The 16,608-nt window shown below is 66.6% G+C and carries 9 protein-coding genes and 3 rRNA genes; 7 read left to right on the top strand and 5 right to left on the bottom strand.

The annotated features are described in order from the left end of the window. Positions 1–44 precede the first annotated feature (44 nt). On the bottom strand, positions 45–974 hold the full coding sequence (locus tag EV372_RS14470; RefSeq protein ID WP_130398925.1) for a nucleoside hydrolase: 930 nt from the start codon (positions 972–974) through the stop codon (positions 45–47). 167 nt (positions 975–1,141) lie between these two features. Between EV372_RS14470 and pcrA the strand changes: the two genes are divergently transcribed. The 4 genes from pcrA (at position 1,142) to rrf (ending at position 9,199) form a co-directional block, all read left to right on the top strand. After that, a complete protein-coding gene (gene pcrA / locus EV372_RS14475) occupies positions 1,142–3,487 on the top strand; it encodes a DNA helicase PcrA (protein WP_130396406.1) in 2,346 nt (781 codons plus the stop codon). 527 nt (positions 3,488–4,014) lie between these two features. Further along, positions 4,015–5,547, top strand: a 16S ribosomal RNA gene (locus EV372_RS14480). A gap of 332 nt (positions 5,548–5,879) precedes the next feature. Beyond that, positions 5,880–8,976, top strand: a 23S ribosomal RNA gene (locus EV372_RS14485). A 107-nt stretch (positions 8,977–9,083) separates the two neighbouring features. Further along, positions 9,084–9,199 (top strand): 5S ribosomal RNA (gene rrf / locus EV372_RS14490). The 16S, 23S and 5S rRNA genes sit together here, the layout of an rRNA operon. Positions 9,200–9,330: 131 nt before the next feature. Here the strand turns inward: rrf and EV372_RS14495 are convergent. From EV372_RS14495 to EV372_RS14510, 4 genes are all read right to left on the bottom strand, one after another. Next, positions 9,331–10,398: a M23 family metallopeptidase gene (locus tag EV372_RS14495; protein ID WP_130396407.1), complete on the bottom strand. Its 1,068-nt coding sequence runs from the start codon at positions 10,396–10,398 to the stop codon at positions 9,331–9,333. 201 nt (positions 10,399–10,599) lie between these two features. Beyond that, positions 10,600–11,163 (bottom strand): methylated-DNA--[protein]-cysteine S-methyltransferase, encoded by a 564-nt coding sequence (locus EV372_RS14500; RefSeq protein WP_130398926.1) that lies wholly within the window; start codon positions 11,161–11,163, stop codon positions 10,600–10,602. A gap of 50 nt (positions 11,164–11,213) precedes the next feature. Then, entirely contained in the window at positions 11,214–12,932 is a 1,719-nt protein-coding gene (locus tag EV372_RS14505) for a DNA-3-methyladenine glycosylase 2 family protein (protein WP_130396408.1), read from the bottom strand. Positions 12,933–13,100: 168 nt separating this feature from the next. Then, complete coding sequence (locus EV372_RS14510; RefSeq protein WP_130396409.1) at positions 13,101–13,544, bottom strand: hypothetical protein; 444 nt, start codon at positions 13,542–13,544, stop codon at positions 13,101–13,103. A gap of 146 nt (positions 13,545–13,690) precedes the next feature. Between EV372_RS14510 and icmB the strand changes: the two genes are divergently transcribed. The 3 genes from icmB to sucD all read left to right on the top strand — a co-directional run bounded on the left by icmB (position 13,691) and on the right by sucD (position 16,589). Continuing rightward, positions 13,691–14,101 carry a coenzyme B12-dependent isobutyryl CoA mutase small subunit gene (gene icmB / locus EV372_RS14515; protein ID WP_013151118.1) on the top strand — a complete coding sequence of 137 codons (411 nt, stop codon included), beginning with the start codon at positions 13,691–13,693 and terminating at the stop codon, positions 14,099–14,101. A 413-nt stretch (positions 14,102–14,514) separates the two neighbouring features. After that, a complete protein-coding gene (sucC, locus tag EV372_RS14520; RefSeq protein ID WP_019608556.1) occupies positions 14,515–15,696 on the top strand; it encodes an ADP-forming succinate--CoA ligase subunit beta in 1,182 nt (393 codons plus the stop codon). A 14-nt stretch (positions 15,697–15,710) separates the two neighbouring features. Next, entirely contained in the window at positions 15,711–16,589 is an 879-nt protein-coding gene (gene sucD, locus EV372_RS14525) for a succinate--CoA ligase subunit alpha (RefSeq protein ID WP_130396410.1), read from the top strand. Positions 16,590–16,608 lie beyond the last annotated feature (19 nt).

Raw genomic sequence — 16,608 nt, forward strand, 5'->3', positions numbered from 1 at the left:
CGCGCCGCCACCCCCTCCCGCGACCTGTGGACAACCCCGGCCGCTCAGCGCAGCGAGTCGAGCATCCGACCCAGGAACTCGGCCTCGGCCACGCCCGTGACCACCCGCGCGGGGCGGCGCTCGTCGTCCCGCGGGCGCGGGCGCAGGTCCGCCACGGTCATCCCCCGCGTCAGCGTCCCGGTCAGCTCCACCTGGACCGGGGCCTCGAAGGACTCCGTCACCAGGTGCGGGTCCACCAGCACCGCCGCGGCCAGCGGGTCGTGCATCGCGCACTGGCGGACCCCGAAGATCCCCGAGTAGAAGTCGGCGTAGAAGTCCAGGAACGCCGACGTGCGCGCGGCACGCTCGCCCGCGACCGTCGCCAGCTCCTCCAGCCACTCGGTGGTGGCCACCGTCTTCATGGTGATGTCCAGCGCCACCAGGTCCAGGTCGAACCCGGCCGCGAACACCGCCTCCGCCGCCTCGGGGTCGTTGCTGATGTTGGCCTCGGCGTGCGAGGACACGTTGCCCGCCACGCGCACCGCACCGCCCATCACCACCAGGCGCCGCACCAGCCTCGGCAGTTCCGGCTCCAGGGCCAGCGCGATCGCCAGGTTCGTCAGCGGCCCCACGGCCAGCACGTCGATCTCGCCCGGGTTCTCGCGGGCCAGGCGCACCAGCAACCCGGCCGCCGTCTCCGACACGGGCCGACCCGCGGGCTCGGGCAGCTCCACGTCCCCCAGACCGTTGCCCCCGTGCACGTGCGCGGCCAGCTTCGGCGGCTGCACCAGCGGACGCGCGGCGCCCACCGCCACCGGGACGTCCGGGCGGCCGTACAGCTCCAGCAGCCGCAGCGCGTTGTCGGCCGTGACGTCCACGCTGTTGTTGCCGAAGACCGCCCCGACACCGACGATCTCCACCTCGGGCCGAGCGGCCAGGTAGGCGAGCGCGACGGCGTCGTCGATCCCCGGGTCGCAGTCGACGAACACACGCATGCTCAAGGAAACTCCCTCTCAGAACACGAGGACCCCCGACCGGAGGCCCCTACCGAAACAGGGTAAGACGCCGGTCAGGGAGCTTTTGCCCGACAAAACGGGCCTGCGGGGGGCCGTCCCCGCGGACGGGGGCGGCAGCGTCACCGGGCGGCCGTAACCTGGATGCCGTGTCCTCCCAAGAACAGCTTCTCGAAGGTCTGAACGGTCCCCAGCGCGACGCCGTCACCCACAGCGGCTCCCCGCTCCTGATCGTGGCGGGTGCCGGGTCCGGCAAGACCCGTGTCCTCACCCACCGCATCGCCCACCTCATGGCCGCACGCGGTGTCCACCCGGGTGAGATCCTCGCCATCACCTTCACCAACAAGGCCGCCGCCGAGATGCGCGAGCGCATCCAGGCGCTGCTGGGCGTGCGCGCCGCCAACAGCATGTGGACCATGACCTTCCACTCCGCGTGCGTGCGCATCCTGCGCAGGGAGGCCGCCCGGCTCGGCTACCCGAGCAGCTTCACCATCTACGACTCCGCCGACTCCGCGCGCCTGATGCAGCTGGTGTGCAAGGAGATGGACCTGGACCCCAAGCGGTTCCCGCCCAAGTCCTTCTCCGCCCAGGTCTCCAACCTCAAGAACGAGCTGGTCGACTACGACACGTTCGCCGGACAGGCCCAGACCGAGCAGGAGAAGAAGCTCGCCGAGGCCTACCAGCTCTACCAGCGCCGCCTGCACGAGGCGGGCGCGATGGACTTCGACGACCTGATCATGGTCACCGTCAACCTGTTCCAGATGTTCCCGGACGTCGCCGAGTACTACCGGCGCCGTTTCCGGCACGTCATGGTCGACGAGTACCAGGACACCAACCACGCCCAGTACGTGTTCATCCGCGAACTGGTCGGCGTGGCCGAGGGCTCCGACACCAGCGTGGTGCCGCCCGCGGAGCTGTGCGTGGTCGGCGACGCCGACCAGTCCATCTACGCGTTCCGCGGCGCGACCATCCGCAACATCCTGGAGTTCGAGCGCGACTTCCCCGACGCGCGCACCATCCTCCTGGAGCAGAACTACCGCTCCACCCAGACCATCCTGTCCGCGGCCAACGCGGTCATCGACCGCAACGAGGGCCGCCCGGCCAAGAACCTGTGGTCGGAGCAGGGCGACGGACCGGCCATCGTCGGCTACGTCGCCGACAACGAGCACGACGAGGCCGCCTTCGTGGTCGGCGAGATCGACAAGCTCACCGACGACGGAACCCTCACCCCGAGCCAGGTGGCGGTGTTCTACCGGACCAACGCCCAGTCCCGCGTGTTCGAGGACGTGTTCATCCGCACCGGGCTGCCCTACAAGATCGTCGGCGGCGTGCGCTTCTACGAGCGCAAGGAGATCCGCGACGTCCTCGCCTACCTGCGGGTCCTGGCCAACCCCGAGGACACCGTCAGCCTGCGGCGCATCCTCAACGTGCCCAAGCGGGGGATCGGCGCACGCGCGGAGGAGTCGATCGAGCTGTTCGCCGCCCGCGAGCGCATCTCCTTCTCCCGGGCGCTGCGCCGGGTGGACGAGATCCCCGGGATGGCCGCCCGCTCGGTCAAGGCGGTGCTCAACTTCACCGCCCTGCTGGAGGAGCTGGAGCAGACCGTGCCCGAGGGCACGCCCGCGGAGATCGTCGAGGCGGTGCTGAGCAAGACCGGGTACCTGTCCGAACTGGCCGAGTCCAAGGACCTCCAGGACGAGAGCAGGGTGGAGAACCTGGAGGAGTTCGTCGACGTCGCCCGCGAGTTCGAGCACACCTTCGCCGCCCTCCTGGAGGAGGAGCCCACCGAGGACGGGGAGGAGGCCGCCGGGGCCGTCGATCCGGGGGCGCCGACCCTGGTCGACTTCCTGGAGCGGATCTCCCTGGTCGCCGACACCGACCAGATCCCCGACGAGGACGACGAGGGCGGCGTGGTCACGCTGATGACCCTGCACGCGGCCAAGGGGCTGGAGTTCCCCGCGGTCTTCCTCACCGGCATGGAGGACGGGGTGTTCCCGCACACCCGCACGCTCGGCGACAAGACGCAGCTGGAGGAGGAGCGCCGCCTGGCCTACGTGGGCCTGACCCGCGCGCAGCGCCTGCTGTACGTCAGCCGCGCCGCCGTGCGCAGCGCCTGGGGGACCCCCTCCTACAACCCCGCCTCCCGCTTCCTGGACGAGATCCCCTCGTCCCTGGTCGACTGGCGCCGCGCCGAGTCCACCCTGGCCGCCCCGCCCAGCCGCAGCATCGGCGGACGGGGTTCGGGGGGCTTCGGCGGCGGGGGCGGTTTCAGCGGCACCTTCGGCGGCGGCTCCCGGTCGCGCGGGGGAGCGAAGGCCGCCAAGGAGGCGCCCGCGCTCAGTGTGGGGGACCTGGTCAACCACGACTCCTTCGGTATGGGCCGGGTGCAGCTGGTGGAGGGAACCGGGGACAGGACCAAGGCCCGCATCGACTTCGGCGCGGACATCGGCGAGAAGGACTTCCTGGTCAAGTACGCGCCGATCGAGAAGCTCTGAGGCCGGGATCCGGCGAACGTGTCCCGAGCACTCCGGACCGGGGGTAGAGTTGGGGAAGACCGAGCGAGACGGACGCGGTTCCCGCGGCCGGGCCGGTCGACCCCTTCCTCCGAATCACCGTTCCGAGCACTGCTTCGGTCCGGGTAGGCTCGGAGGGCGCTTCCAAGGAAACACGGAAGCGGAACAGGAAACGGGCTTTACCCCGATCAGAAACACCCCAAACCGCCGATTTGGCGGGGCGCGGAACACCTGATAAAGTAAAGACACAACAAAGCGGAAACGCACAACGCCTTCGGCGGAAAAGCTCACAGCAGCTTGTAAGCGAAGAGCGGTTGTTTCTTGAGAACTCAACAGCGCGTGTTTGATTTTCTTTAAGCCATGTTTGTTTTGGCCCCGTCACACAGAACCACTCGGTTCGTGTGCGGAGGTTCCTTTGATTAGCCGGGGTAACCCGGTTGGTCAGGATTACTTCTAGGTTTACCCGCCCAAGCGGCTCCTTCGGGGGACGCGGGTCGGGTTGAGTGACCTTTATGGAGAGTTTGATCCTGGCTCAGGACGAACGCTGGCGGCGTGCTTAACACATGCAAGTCGAGCGGTAAGGCCCTTCGGGGTACACGAGCGGCGAACGGGTGAGTAACACGTGAGCAACCTGCCCCTGACTCTGGGATAAGCGGTGGAAACGCCGTCTAATACCGGATACGACCCGCCACCTCATGGTGGAGGGTGGAAAGTTTTTCGGTCAGGGATGGGCTCGCGGCCTATCAGCTTGTTGGTGGGGTAACGGCCTACCAAGGCGATTACGGGTAGCCGGCCTGAGAGGGCGACCGGCCACACTGGGACTGAGACACGGCCCAGACTCCTGCGGGAGGCAGCAGTGGGGAATATTGCGCAATGGGCGAAAGCCTGACGCAGCGACGCCGCGTGGGGGATGACGGCCTTCGGGTTGTAAACCTCTTTTACCACCAACGCAGGCTTCCAGTTCTCTGGAGGTTGACGGTAGGTGGGGAATAAGGACCGGCTAACTACGTGCCAGCAGCCGCGGTAATACGTAGGGTCCGAGCGTTGTCCGGAATTATTGGGCGTAAAGAGCTCGTAGGCGGCGTGTCGCGTCTGCTGTGAAAGACCGGGGCTTAACTCCGGTTCTGCAGTGGATACGGGCATGCTAGAGGTAGGTAGGGGAGACTGGAATTCCTGGTGTAGCGGTGAAATGCGCAGATATCAGGAGGAACACCGGTGGCGAAGGCGGGTCTCTGGGCCTTACCTGACGCTGAGGAGCGAAAGCATGGGGAGCGAACAGGATTAGATACCCTGGTAGTCCATGCCGTAAACGTTGGGCGCTAGGTGTGGGGACTTTCCACGGTTTCCGCGCCGTAGCTAACGCATTAAGCGCCCCGCCTGGGGAGTACGGCCGCAAGGCTAAAACTCAAAGGAATTGACGGGGGCCCGCACAAGCGGCGGAGCATGTTGCTTAATTCGACGCAACGCGAAGAACCTTACCAAGGTTTGACATCACCCGTGGACTCGCAGAGATGTGAGGTCATTTAGTTGGCGGGTGACAGGTGGTGCATGGCTGTCGTCAGCTCGTGTCGTGAGATGTTGGGTTAAGTCCCGCAACGAGCGCAACCCTTGTTCCATGTTGCCAGCACGTAATGGTGGGGACTCATGGGAGACTGCCGGGGTCAACTCGGAGGAAGGTGGGGATGACGTCAAGTCATCATGCCCCTTATGTCTTGGGCTGCAAACATGCTACAATGGCCGGTACAATGGGCGTGCGATACCGTAAGGTGGAGCGAATCCCTAAAAGCCGGTCTCAGTTCGGATTGGGGTCTGCAACTCGACCCCATGAAGGTGGAGTCGCTAGTAATCGCGGATCAGCAACGCCGCGGTGAATACGTTCCCGGGCCTTGTACACACCGCCCGTCACGTCATGAAAGTCGGCAACACCCGAAACTTGCGGCCTAACCCCTTGTGGGAGGGAGTGAGTGAAGGTGGGGCTGGCGATTGGGACGAAGTCGTAACAAGGTAGCCGTACCGGAAGGTGCGGCTGGATCACCTCCTTTCTAAGGAGTCTTTACAGGTCGGCATTACTTCTACAGCCGGCCGGGCTCGAAAGTGGACCTGGTGCTGCGTGCAGTATCCAGGATGGCTCAAAGACAAATCGGACTTGACCTCGGGCGACTAGAAGCGTCCGGGGGCGCGCTGTTGGGTGTCTGAGGAAGCAACCTCCGGCTGGGGCCTTTTCGGTTCTGGTCGGGTGTTGGTTCCCGCGGACCGCCTCTGAGAACTCTCAGTTGTCGTCAGGACGAGGATCCTGGTGGTGTGAGTGGTGTCGGGGTGTGCGGTTGGTGTTTTGATTTGTGAATAGTGTGCGCGAGCATCTTATTATCTGTAGTGGCCAAGTGATAGTGGCACACGGTGGATGCCTTGGCACCAGGCGCCGATGAAGGACGTGGGAGGCCGCGATAGGCCACGGGGAGCTGTCAACCGAGCTGTGATCCGTGGGTGTCCGAATGGGGAAACCTAGCCCGAGTTGTGTCGGGTTGCCGCCACCTGAATGTATAGGGTGGTTGGTGGTGACGCGGGGAAGTGAAACATCTCAGTACCCGCAGGAAGAGTAAACAACAGTGATTCTCCTAGTAGTGGTGAGCGAACGGGGAAGAGGCTAAACCGCAGGCGTGTGATAGACGGCAGTCGTTGCGTGTGCGGGGTTGTGGGATGCGTCTGTCTGGGTCTGCCGACTCAGAGCGCTGAGTGGTTCTTGTAGCTGAAACCGTTGGGAAGCGGTACCGGAGTGGGTGAGAGTCCCGTAGGTGTAGGAAGAACCTAGGTGTTGGACGTATTCCCGAGTAGCGCGGAGCCCGTGAAAGTCCGTGTGAATCTGGCAGGACCACCTGCTAAGCCAAAATACGTCCTGGTGACCGATAGTGCACTAGTACCGTGAGGGAAAGGTGAAAAGTGCCCCGGTGAGGGGTCGTGAAATAGTACCTGAAACCGTGTGCTGTCAAGCCGTCAGAGCTGAAGCTTGTCTTTGGTGATGGCGTGCCTTTTGAAGAATGAGCCTGCGAGTCATGGTGTGTGGCGAGGTTAACCCGGGTGGGGTAGCCGTAGGGAAACCGAGTCTGAATAGGGCGTTGGAGTCGCATGCTGTGGACCCGAAGCGGAGTGATCTACCCATGTCCAGGGTGAAGCGGGGGTAAGACCTCGTGGAGGCCCGAACCCACCAGGGTTGAAAACCTGGGGGATGAGGTGTGGGTAGGGGTGAAAGGCCAATCAAACTCCGTGATAGCTGGTTCTCCCCGAAATGCATTTAGGTGCAGCGTCGCGTGTTTCTTGCTGGAGGTAGAGCTACTGTTTGGCTGATGGGCCCGACAAGGTTACTGACGTCAGACAAACTCCGAATGCCGGTCAAGTGAAGCGCGGCAGTGAGACTGCGGGGGATAAGCTTCGTAGTCGAGAGGGAAACAGCCCAGATCATCAGCTAAGGCCCCTAAGCGTGTGCTAAGTGGGAAAGGTTGTGGAGTTGCTGAGACAACCAGGAGGTTGGCTTAGAAGCAGCCATCCTTTAAAGAGTGCGTAATAGCTCACTGGTCAAGTGGTTCTGCGCCGATAATGTAGCGGGGCTAAAGCACACCGCCGAAGCTGTGAAGCTCAGGACTAGATTCCTGGGTTGGTAGGGGAGCGTCGTGCGTCCGGTGAAGCTGCCGAGTGATCGTGTGGTGGAGGGCGTGCGAGTGAGAATGCAGGCATGAGTAGCGATAGCAACGTGAGAAACGTTGCCGCCGATTGACTAAGGGTTCCTGGGGCAGGTTAATCCGCCCAGGGTGAGTCTGGACCTAAGGCGAGGCCGACAGGCGTAGTCGATGGATAACGGGTTGATATTCCCGTACCCGTGCACGAGCGTCCAGTACTGAATCAGGTGATGCTAACCACGCTGGTGGTCTTGGGTCCCTTCGGGGAGCTTTGACTTACTGGTCTGGGAACCGAGCTTGTAGTAGGTAAGTGATGGGGTGACGCAGGAGGGTAGCTCTACCCGGCGGTGGTTGTCCGGGGGTAAGCGTGTAGGCCGGTGTGTTGGCAAATCCGCACACCATGAAGGTTGAGACGTGATGCCGAGCCGTTTTTGGTGAAGTGAGTGATCCCATGCTGTCGAGAAAAGCCTCTAGCGAGTTCGTGTGTGGCCAGTACCCTAAACCGACGCAGGTGGTCAGGTAGAGAATACCGAGGCGTTCGGGTGAACCATGGTTAAGGAACTCGGCAAATTGTCCCCGTAACTTTGGGAGAAGGGGAGCCCTGTCTGGTGACGGATCTTGCATCCTGAGCTGGGTGGGGTCGCAGATAGCGGGGGGAAGCGACTGTTTATTAAAAACACAGGTCCGTGCGAAGTCGTAAGACGCTGTATACGGACTGACGCCTGCCCGGTGCTGGAACGTTAAGAGGACTGGTTAGTGGGGGTTCGCCCTTGCGAAGCTGGGAATCTAAGCGCCAGTAAACGGCGGTGGTAACTATAACCATCCTAAGGTAGCGAAATTCCTTGTCGGGTAAGTTCCGACCTGCACGAATGGCGTAACGACTTCCCCACTGTCTCAACCATGGGCCCGGTGAAATTGCACTACGAGTAAAGATGCTCGTTTCGCGCAGCAGGACGGAAAGACCCCGGGACCTTCACTATAGCTTGACATTGGTGTTTGGGATGGTTTGTGTAGGATAGGTGGGAGCCGGTGAAGCTGTCACGCTAGTGGCGGTGGAGGCGTTGGTGAAATACCACTCTGACTGTTTCGGGCATCTAACTTTGGACCGTGATCCGGTTCGGGGACAGTGTCTGGTGGGTAGTTTAACTGGGGCGGTTGCCTCCCAAAGAGTAACGGAGGCGCCCAAAGGTTCCCTCAGCCTGGTTGGTAATCAGGTGTTGAGTGTAAGTGCACAAGGGAGCTTGACTGTGAGACGGACGTGTCGAGCAGGAGCGAAAGCTGGGACTAGTGATCCGGCACCGGCGTGTGGAAGCGGTGTCGCTCAACGGCTAAAAGGTACCCCGGGGATAACAGGCTGATCTTCCCCAAGAGTCCATATCGACGGGATGGTTTGGCACCTCGATGTCGGCTCGTCGCATCCTGGGGCTGGAGTTGGTCCCAAGGGTTGGGCTGTTCGCCCATTAAAGCGGCACGCGAGCTGGGTTTAGAACGTCGTGAGACAGTTCGGTCCCTATCCGCTGTGCGCGTTGGAGACTTGAGAAGGGCTGTCCCTAGTACGAGAGGACCGGGACGGACGAACCTCTGGTGTGCCAGTTGTCCTGCCAAGGGCATGGCTGGTTGGCTACGTTCGGGAGGGATAACCGCTGAAAGCATCTAAGCGGGAAGCTTGCTTTGAGATGAGGTCTCCTGCCTCCTTGAGGGGGTAAGGCTCCCTATAGACGATGGGGTTGATAGGCCGGGTGTGGAAGCCTTGTGAGGGGTGGAGCTGACCGGTACTAATAGGCCGAGGGCTTGTCCGCTGCAGATAATTGGATGTTCGCGCACACTTTTCACGGAGCTTGCTGCTCGCTGTGATTCCCTGCCCCTTTGTGGGGGTGGGTGGAGTCGGGTGGGTGGTGTGTGGTTTCCGTGGTGGTTATTGCTGGAGGGTCACACCCGGTCTCTTTCCGAACCCGGTCGTTAAGTCTCTTTGCGCTGATGGTACTGCCCTGTGGTGGGGTGGGAGAGTAGGTCGCTGCCACGGTTTTTTGTGAGAGGGGGGTCGCCTGTTGGGGCGGCCCCTCTTTTTTTGTGTGGGGGTGGGGTTGCCGGGGAGGCTTCCCCACCCCCTTTTTTTTGTGGGGTTATATGTGCACTTGTGAAATCAGCCGGTGCCTAGAACCCGTAGTTGTACATCGAGCCGCCCGGGTAGACGGTTCCGACACCGTTGCGGTAGGCGTAGCCGCCGTAGGCGCCGCCCTCCACGAAGGTCCAGCCGCCCAGGGTCCTGCCGTGCAGGGCGACGTACCAGCCAGCGGCGTTGGGGTCGCTGTACCCCCGCAGCGAGAAGTGGATGTGCGCACCGGTCGACGAGCCGCCGGCGCAGAGGCTGTTGCCCTGGGTGCCCAGGTAGTGGCCGACCCCGACGTTGTTGCCGGGCAGCCACTGGTAGTTCTCCAGGTGGTAGTAGTCCGTGGAGTACCCGTTGTCGTGGATCACCCGCGTCCAGCCGGTACACAGGCTGTAGGCGTAGCCGCCGCGGGCCGCGCGGGCCTGGCCGCTGCCGCCCGCGAAGTCCACCGAGCTGTAGGGATGGCCCCCGCTGTTGCCGTGCGGTCCTCCCGTCATGATCATCGACGAGCCGATGGCGAAGGGCAGCCCCACACCGGTGTAGCTGCTCGTGGAGACCCCGGAGGGGTCCGTCGAGGCGGCGACGGTCTCCCGTTCCTCCTCCTCCAGCAGCGCGGAGTCGGCCAGGATCGACGAGAACTCCTCGGTTCCCTCCAGCCCCACCGTCCATGCGGAGCCCTCGTAGTCGGCGGCGAACAGCCAGGCGTAGGGGCTCTCGTCGACGTTCATGGGCGCGGTCACGATGGCGACGCCGAACGCCGAGCCGTCGGCGGCCTCGCGGACGTCGACCCGCACGTCGCGCTCCTGGCGGGAGAGCGCGCCGAGGGTCGAATTCCGTTCCCGCAGGACGTCGGCGACCACCGATTCGGCCAGGACGTCCTCGGCGGACGCGGCGGCCGACCCGCCCGGGAGGGCTTCGGCGGTGCCGCTGTCGACGGTGATCTCGACGTTGTCGGCGGAGGCGAGCGGGGTTCCCGCCGGGGCCGGTCGGGCATGGGCGGTGGGGGCGGTGACGACCAGGACGGCCGAGGCCGCGACGGCCACGGCGGCGACACCCAGGGGGCGGGTTCTGGAGACCAGGGCACGGAGGCCGGGGGTGGAAGGGGGTGGCAACTCTTCTCCTTGTGGGGGCGGAGCCAGCGGGACCGTGCGCGCAGGGGTGTGAGCGCACAGTTACCGAAGAGTAATGACGAGTCCGTGCCCCGACAAGGGGTGTAAGGGCGGCGTTTCACGCGGTGCCGCGCACAGGCGCCACCCGCAGAGGAAGGCCCCGCTCCCGTACTCGGGAACGGGGCCGGTGGCCTCCTCACCTGGTCAGCGGATACCCGCGACCCTGCCCTCCAGGCCCAGGAGGAACTCCTTGCGCTCCAGTCCACCCGCGTACCCGGTCAGCGAACCGTTCGCACCGATCACCCGGTGGCACGGCACGATGATGCTGATCGGGTTGCGTCCGTTGGCCATGCCCACCGCCCGGGAGGCGGTCGGCCTCCCCAGTTCCTCCGCCAGCTGGCCGTAGCTCGCGGTCTCGCCGAACGGGATGGTCGTCAGCGCCGCCCACACCCTCAACTGCCAGTCGGTCCCCACGGGGGCCAGCGGCAGGGTGAACTCGCGCAGCTCGCCCGCGAAGTACGCCCTCAACTGCTCCTCGGCGTCGGCGAACGGCTTGTGGTCGGCCACCCAGTCCTGGGGGACCGCCCGCGTCAGCCCGTCCTTGGCGGGGGTGAGCACGCCGCCCAGGGCCGCACCGTCACCGAACAGGGTCAGGTCGCCCACCGGCGACTCCATCGTCGTGTACCGCGTCGGTCCGGGCAGGGGAGCGCGGAACTCCACCGTCGCCACCCTCGGGGGCGCCTTCGGCTCCACGTCGAACGCCAGCATGCCCTGTTCCTCCTGCCCGGGTCCCCCGACCGCCTGCGCCTGCCGCGTGCTCATGCCGATTCCTTCCGTTCCTGACGTTCCCTCGAACCATCCCGCACGCCGTCCCGCACGACCACGTCTGCCCGAACGGCCGTGCCCTCCCGCTCACGGCCCTCCCGCTCACGGTCGGCCAACGACGCCCACAGCGCGTGGTTGGCGTAGGACCGCCACGGGCTCCACTCCCGTGCCCCGCGCGCGGCGGCCGCGGGGGTCGCCCGCCTGCCCCCCGCCTCCAGCGCCATCCGGACGCCCAGGTCGCCGTGCAGAAACACGTCCGGGTCTCCCAGACCCCGCATGCGCACGTAACCGGCGGTCCACGGACCGATGCCGCGCAGCTCCACCAGACGCCGTTCGGCCTCGTCCCGGTCGCATCCCGGCCCCAGGTCGATCCGCCCCGAGGCGATCGCCTCGCACAGCCCGGCCAGGGCGCGTCCCCGCGCGACCGGGATGGAGAAACCGGCCGGGTCGGCGGCGGCGAGCGCGTCAGGGGAGGGGAACACGTGGGTGAGCCCTCCGCCCGGCGCCTCCAGGCCCGGAGCGAGCGGTTCGCCGAACCGCTCGACCAGCCGCCCCGCCAGCGTGCGGGCCGCACGCACCGACACCTGCTGACCGAGGACCGCCCGGACCGCCAGCTCGGCCGGGTCCACGTGCCCCGGCGATCGCAGTCCCGGGTGGGCGGCCACGATCGGCCCCAGGAGGGGGTCGCCGCCCAGGGCCTCGGCCACCGCGCCCGGGTCGGCGTCCAGGTCGAGCAGCCTGCGGCACCTGCGCACCGCGCTGGTCAGGTCGCGCGCCTCCGACAACCGCAGGCGGCACAGCACGTGCCCCCCACCGCCCACGGGGGCCCCGCGACCCGCGGACACTCCGCCGTCCACCGCGTCCGCCGAACGAACGCCGCCCGTGGCGCCGGCGCGGCCGGTCCTGCCCGCCCTGCCGGTCCCGGACCCCTCGGACAGCTCCACCACGGCGGGGCCGTGCGCCAGCATCAGCGTCCTGCGGTAGACCCCGTCCCGGTACTCCTCCACGCCCGGGACCGCACGGTCTCCGAGGAACCTCAGCATCCGGGACAGGTCGATCGGCTCCCGGTAGGGCAGCCGCAGCGTGACCGTCCCCGGCTCGGTGGCCGGAGGGCGGGCGTCCCCCGGACGCGACCCCCCGGAAGCCGACGCACGCCGACCGCCCATGGTCCGCATCTCGGTGGGGGAGCGGTCGAACACCGCGCGCATCGTCTCGTTGAACTGGCGCACGCTCGCGAACCCCGCGGCGAAGGCGACGTCCGCCATCGGCATGTCGGTGGTCTCCACCAGCACCCGCGCCGTCTGCGCGCGCTCGGTCCGGGCCAGGGCCAGCGGCCCCGCGCCCACCTCGGCCGACAGCAACCGGTTGAGCTGGCGTTCGCTGTAGCCGACCGCCGATGCCAGGGCGCTGACGCCGCCCCGGTCCACGGCGCCGTCCTGGATGAGGCGCATCGCGCGGCCCACCACGTCGGCCCTCAGGTTCCACTCCGGCGAACCGGGCGTGAGGTCGGGACGGCACCGCTTGCAGGCGCGGAACCCCGACTCCTGGGCGGCCGCGGCGGTCGGGTAGAAGCGGACGTTGGCCCGTTTCGGGGTGACGGCCGGACAGCTCGGACGGCAGTAGATACCCGTGGTGCGCACGGCTGTGTAGAAGACGCCGTCGAAGCGGGCGTCCCTGCTGTGTACGGCGCGGTAGCGCTGGTCGTCGTCCATCACGCCATCCATGTTCGCCGACGCGGCGGACCGAAGCTGGCGGTTTTCGGACATCGACGCGGAGGGCCTCCCGGCTCCGGCGCCCACCGGTGCCGAGGGGCCCGCCGTCTCCGGGCCGGTCGGCCCCGAGGAGCTCACCGGACCGGAGGGCCGCCTTCTACGAGGGGCTCAGAGGGGGCCGCCGCGGTCGTCGGGCGTCCCGGGCGCGGGAGGGCTTGCGGGGGCGTCCGCGCCGTCGCGCACGGGGCCTTCCGCGCCGCTGGCCGGGTCGTTCGCGCCGCTGCGGATCCCGGTGGCCCCCGCGCCCCCGTCCCCGGTCACGTCCTCGGCGGTCTCACCGTGGTCGAGGAGGTACTGCACGTACACCGGACGCAGCGCCTCCTGGACGTCCGGGTCGGCCTCGGCGGACAGCGCCTCGTACACGAAACCGGAGAGCTGGGCGACGCTCGCCTCACTGGCCTCCTCGTTGCCCGCCGCCGCCTCGGCGGCCGGGATCAGCCTGAGGAGCCGCCAGAAGAAGCGCAGGTCCCACCGCTGCCGTGCCAGTTCGACGGCGCGGTCCCGCAGGTCCTCTGTGCTGGTCTGGTCGAATTCGGTGACATCGTCTCCCATGTTCGGACGATACCCGTCCCCGCGCCCGTCACCCGACAGTGACCTGCGTTACGCTTCATGCGAGTTCATCGTCTCGTCCCCGCGCACCCGGGGGCCTCCCACAAGGAGGGCCGGGCGGCCGGGGGAACACTCGTGAGGGGTTTGCCATGGCCGAGGGCGCACCACGGATCGTCGTAGCCAAACCGGGGCTGGACGGACACGACCGCGGTGTCAAGATCGTGGCCCGCGTGCTGCGTGACGCCGGTGTCGAGGTCATCTACACGGGTCTGCGCCAGACACCCGAGATGATCGTGGCCGCCGCGCTCCAGGAGGACGCCGACGCCATCGGCCTGTCCGTGCTCTCCGGCGCCCACATGACCATGTTCTCCCGGGTCCTGGAACTGCTCAGGGAGAACGGCGCGGAGGACATCCGGGTGTTCGGCGGCGGGATCATCCCCGACGCCGACATCGCCGAACTCGAACGCCTGGGCGTCGCCAAGATCTTCACTCCGGGCGCTCCGACCTCGGAGATCGCCGACTGGGTGCGGGAGAACGTCCGTCCGGCGCACGCGGCCTGAGCCCCTCCCGCGCCACCGGAGTTCCCTTCGCCCCGGTCTTCGTCGGGTGATGTTGGTCGCACCCGCGCAGTGGGCCGTATCCGGGCGAAAGGCGCCCCCGCGGTGTTATGTCGTGTCCCTGGTCACATATTTTCCCACGCGGGTGCTTCCGCGACGCCGCCTGAGCGGCTTTTGGGACGGGCTGGGGCCGGTCAACCCCGCCCCCGGTGTCTGGCGGCCGGATTTCAGGCGACTAAGCTTTGCGCATGTCGCGGGTGGCAACGCCGCGGCGATCTCGATCTTCTGTAAGCGGCGCAGACCGCGGGGTTGTGCCTCGTGCGCCCCGTGTGACACGTGTCAGTGGGTCACAGCCGATCCGGACGAGGCCACCCCGGTAGACATCCTGAGCCAGCGAGTTACAAGGACGGACCCTCGTGGACCTGTTCGAATACCAGGCGAAGCAACTCTTCGCAGAGTACGGGGTTCCCGTACCCCAGGGGAAGGTGGCGAGCACGGCCGCTGAGGCGCGTGCCATCGCTGATGAGTTCGCCGCCGCCGGCAAGCCCCGCGTCGTCGTCAAGGCGCAGGTCAAGACCGGTGGTCGCGGCAAGGCCGGCGGCGTCAAGGTCGCCGAGGGCCCCGAGGACGCCCAGGCCAAGGCCGAGCAGATCCTCGGCATGGACATCAAGGGCCACACGGTCCACCGTGTCCTGGTCGAGGAGGCCTCCGACATCGCGGAGGAGTACTACTTCTCCTTCCTGCTGGACCGCGCGAACCGCACCTTCCTGTCCATCTGCTCCGCCGAGGGCGGCATGGACATCGAGGAGGTCGCCGAGACCAACCCCGACGCCGTCGCCAAGTTCCCGGTCGACGCCCTGACCGGCGCTCCCGCCAGCATCGCGGCGGAGATCGTCAAGGCGGGCAAGCTGCCCGAGGCCGCCGCCGAGGGCGCGACCGAGGTCATCACCAAGCTGTGGGACGCCTTCGTCGGCAAGGACGCCACCCTCGTCGAGGTGAACCCGCTCATCCTGACCAAGGACGGCCGGGTCGTCGCCCTGGACGGCAAGGTCACCCTGGACGAGAACGCCGAGTTCCGCCAGGACCTGGAGAGCCTCACCTTCGCCGAGGAGGGTGACCCCCTGGAGGTCGCCGCCAAGGCCAAGGGCCTCAACTACGTCAAGCTCGACGGCGAGGTCGGCATCATCGGCAACGGCGCGGGTCTGGTCATGTCCACCCTGGACGTGGTCGCCTACGCCGGCGAGGCGCACGGCGGCGTCAAGCCCGCCAACTTCCTGGACATCGGCGGCGGCGCCTCGGCCGAGGTCATGGCCAACGGCCTGGACATCATCCTGGGCGACCCCTCGGTCAAGAGCGTGTTCGTCAACGTCTTCGGCGGCATCACCGCCTGCGACGCGGTGGCCAACGGCATCGTCCAGGCCCTGGAGCTGCTCGAGAGCCGCGGCGACGACGTCAGCAAGCCGCTGGTCGTGCGACTGGACGGCAACAACGCCGAGCTGGGCCGCGAGATCCTGACCAAGCGGGCCCACCCGGCCGTGCGACAGGTCGACACGATGGACGGCGCCGCCGCTCAGGCCGCCGAGCTCGCGGCGAAGTAGGGGAAACAAACACCATGGCTATCTTCCTCAACAAGGACAGCAAGGTACTCGTCCAGGGCATGACGGGCTCTGAGGGCACCAAGCACACCCGGCGCATGCTCGCCTCGGGCACCACCATCGTGGGCGGGGTCAACCCCCGCAAGGCCGGCCAGAAGGTCGACTTCGACGGCACCGAGGTGCCCGTCTTCGGCTCGGTGGCCGAGGGCATGGCCGCCACCGGCGCCGACGTCACCGTCATCTTCGTGCCGCCCAAGTTCTCGCGCGAGGCGGTCTTCGAGGCCATCGACGCCGAGATCGGGCTGGCCGTGGTCATCACCGAGGGCATCCCGGTGCACGACACCGCCGCGTTCTGGGCCCACGCCAAGGCCAAGGGCGACAAGACCCGCATCATCGGCCCCAACTGCCCCGGGCTGATCACGCCGGGCCAGTCCAACGCGGGCATCATTCCGGCCGACATCACCAAGCCGGGCCGGATCGGGCTGGTGTCCAAGTCCGGGACGCTGACCTACCAGATGATGTACGAGCTGCGCGACATCGGTTTCTCCTCGGCGGTGGGTATCGGCGGGGACCCGATCATCGGGACCACGCACATCGACGCGCTGGCGGCGTTCGAGGCCGATGCGGACACCGACGTGATCGTGATGATCGGTGAGATCGGCGGCGACGCCGAGGAGCGGGCGGCGGAGTTCATCCGCGACAACGTGACCAAGCCCGTGGTGGGGTACGTGGCGGGCTTCACCGCTCCGGAGGGCAAGACGATGGGGCACGCGGGCGCGATCGTGTCGGGTTCCTCGGGCACGGCCGCGGCGAAGAAGGAAGCGCTGGAGGCCGTCGGCGTCAAGGTCGGCAAGACTCCGAGCGAGACCGCTCAGCTGGCGCGCGCGCTGTTCTGACGCGTTCCGGTACCGACAA

Source organism: Nocardiopsis sp. CNZ308 (assembly GCF_004217075.1).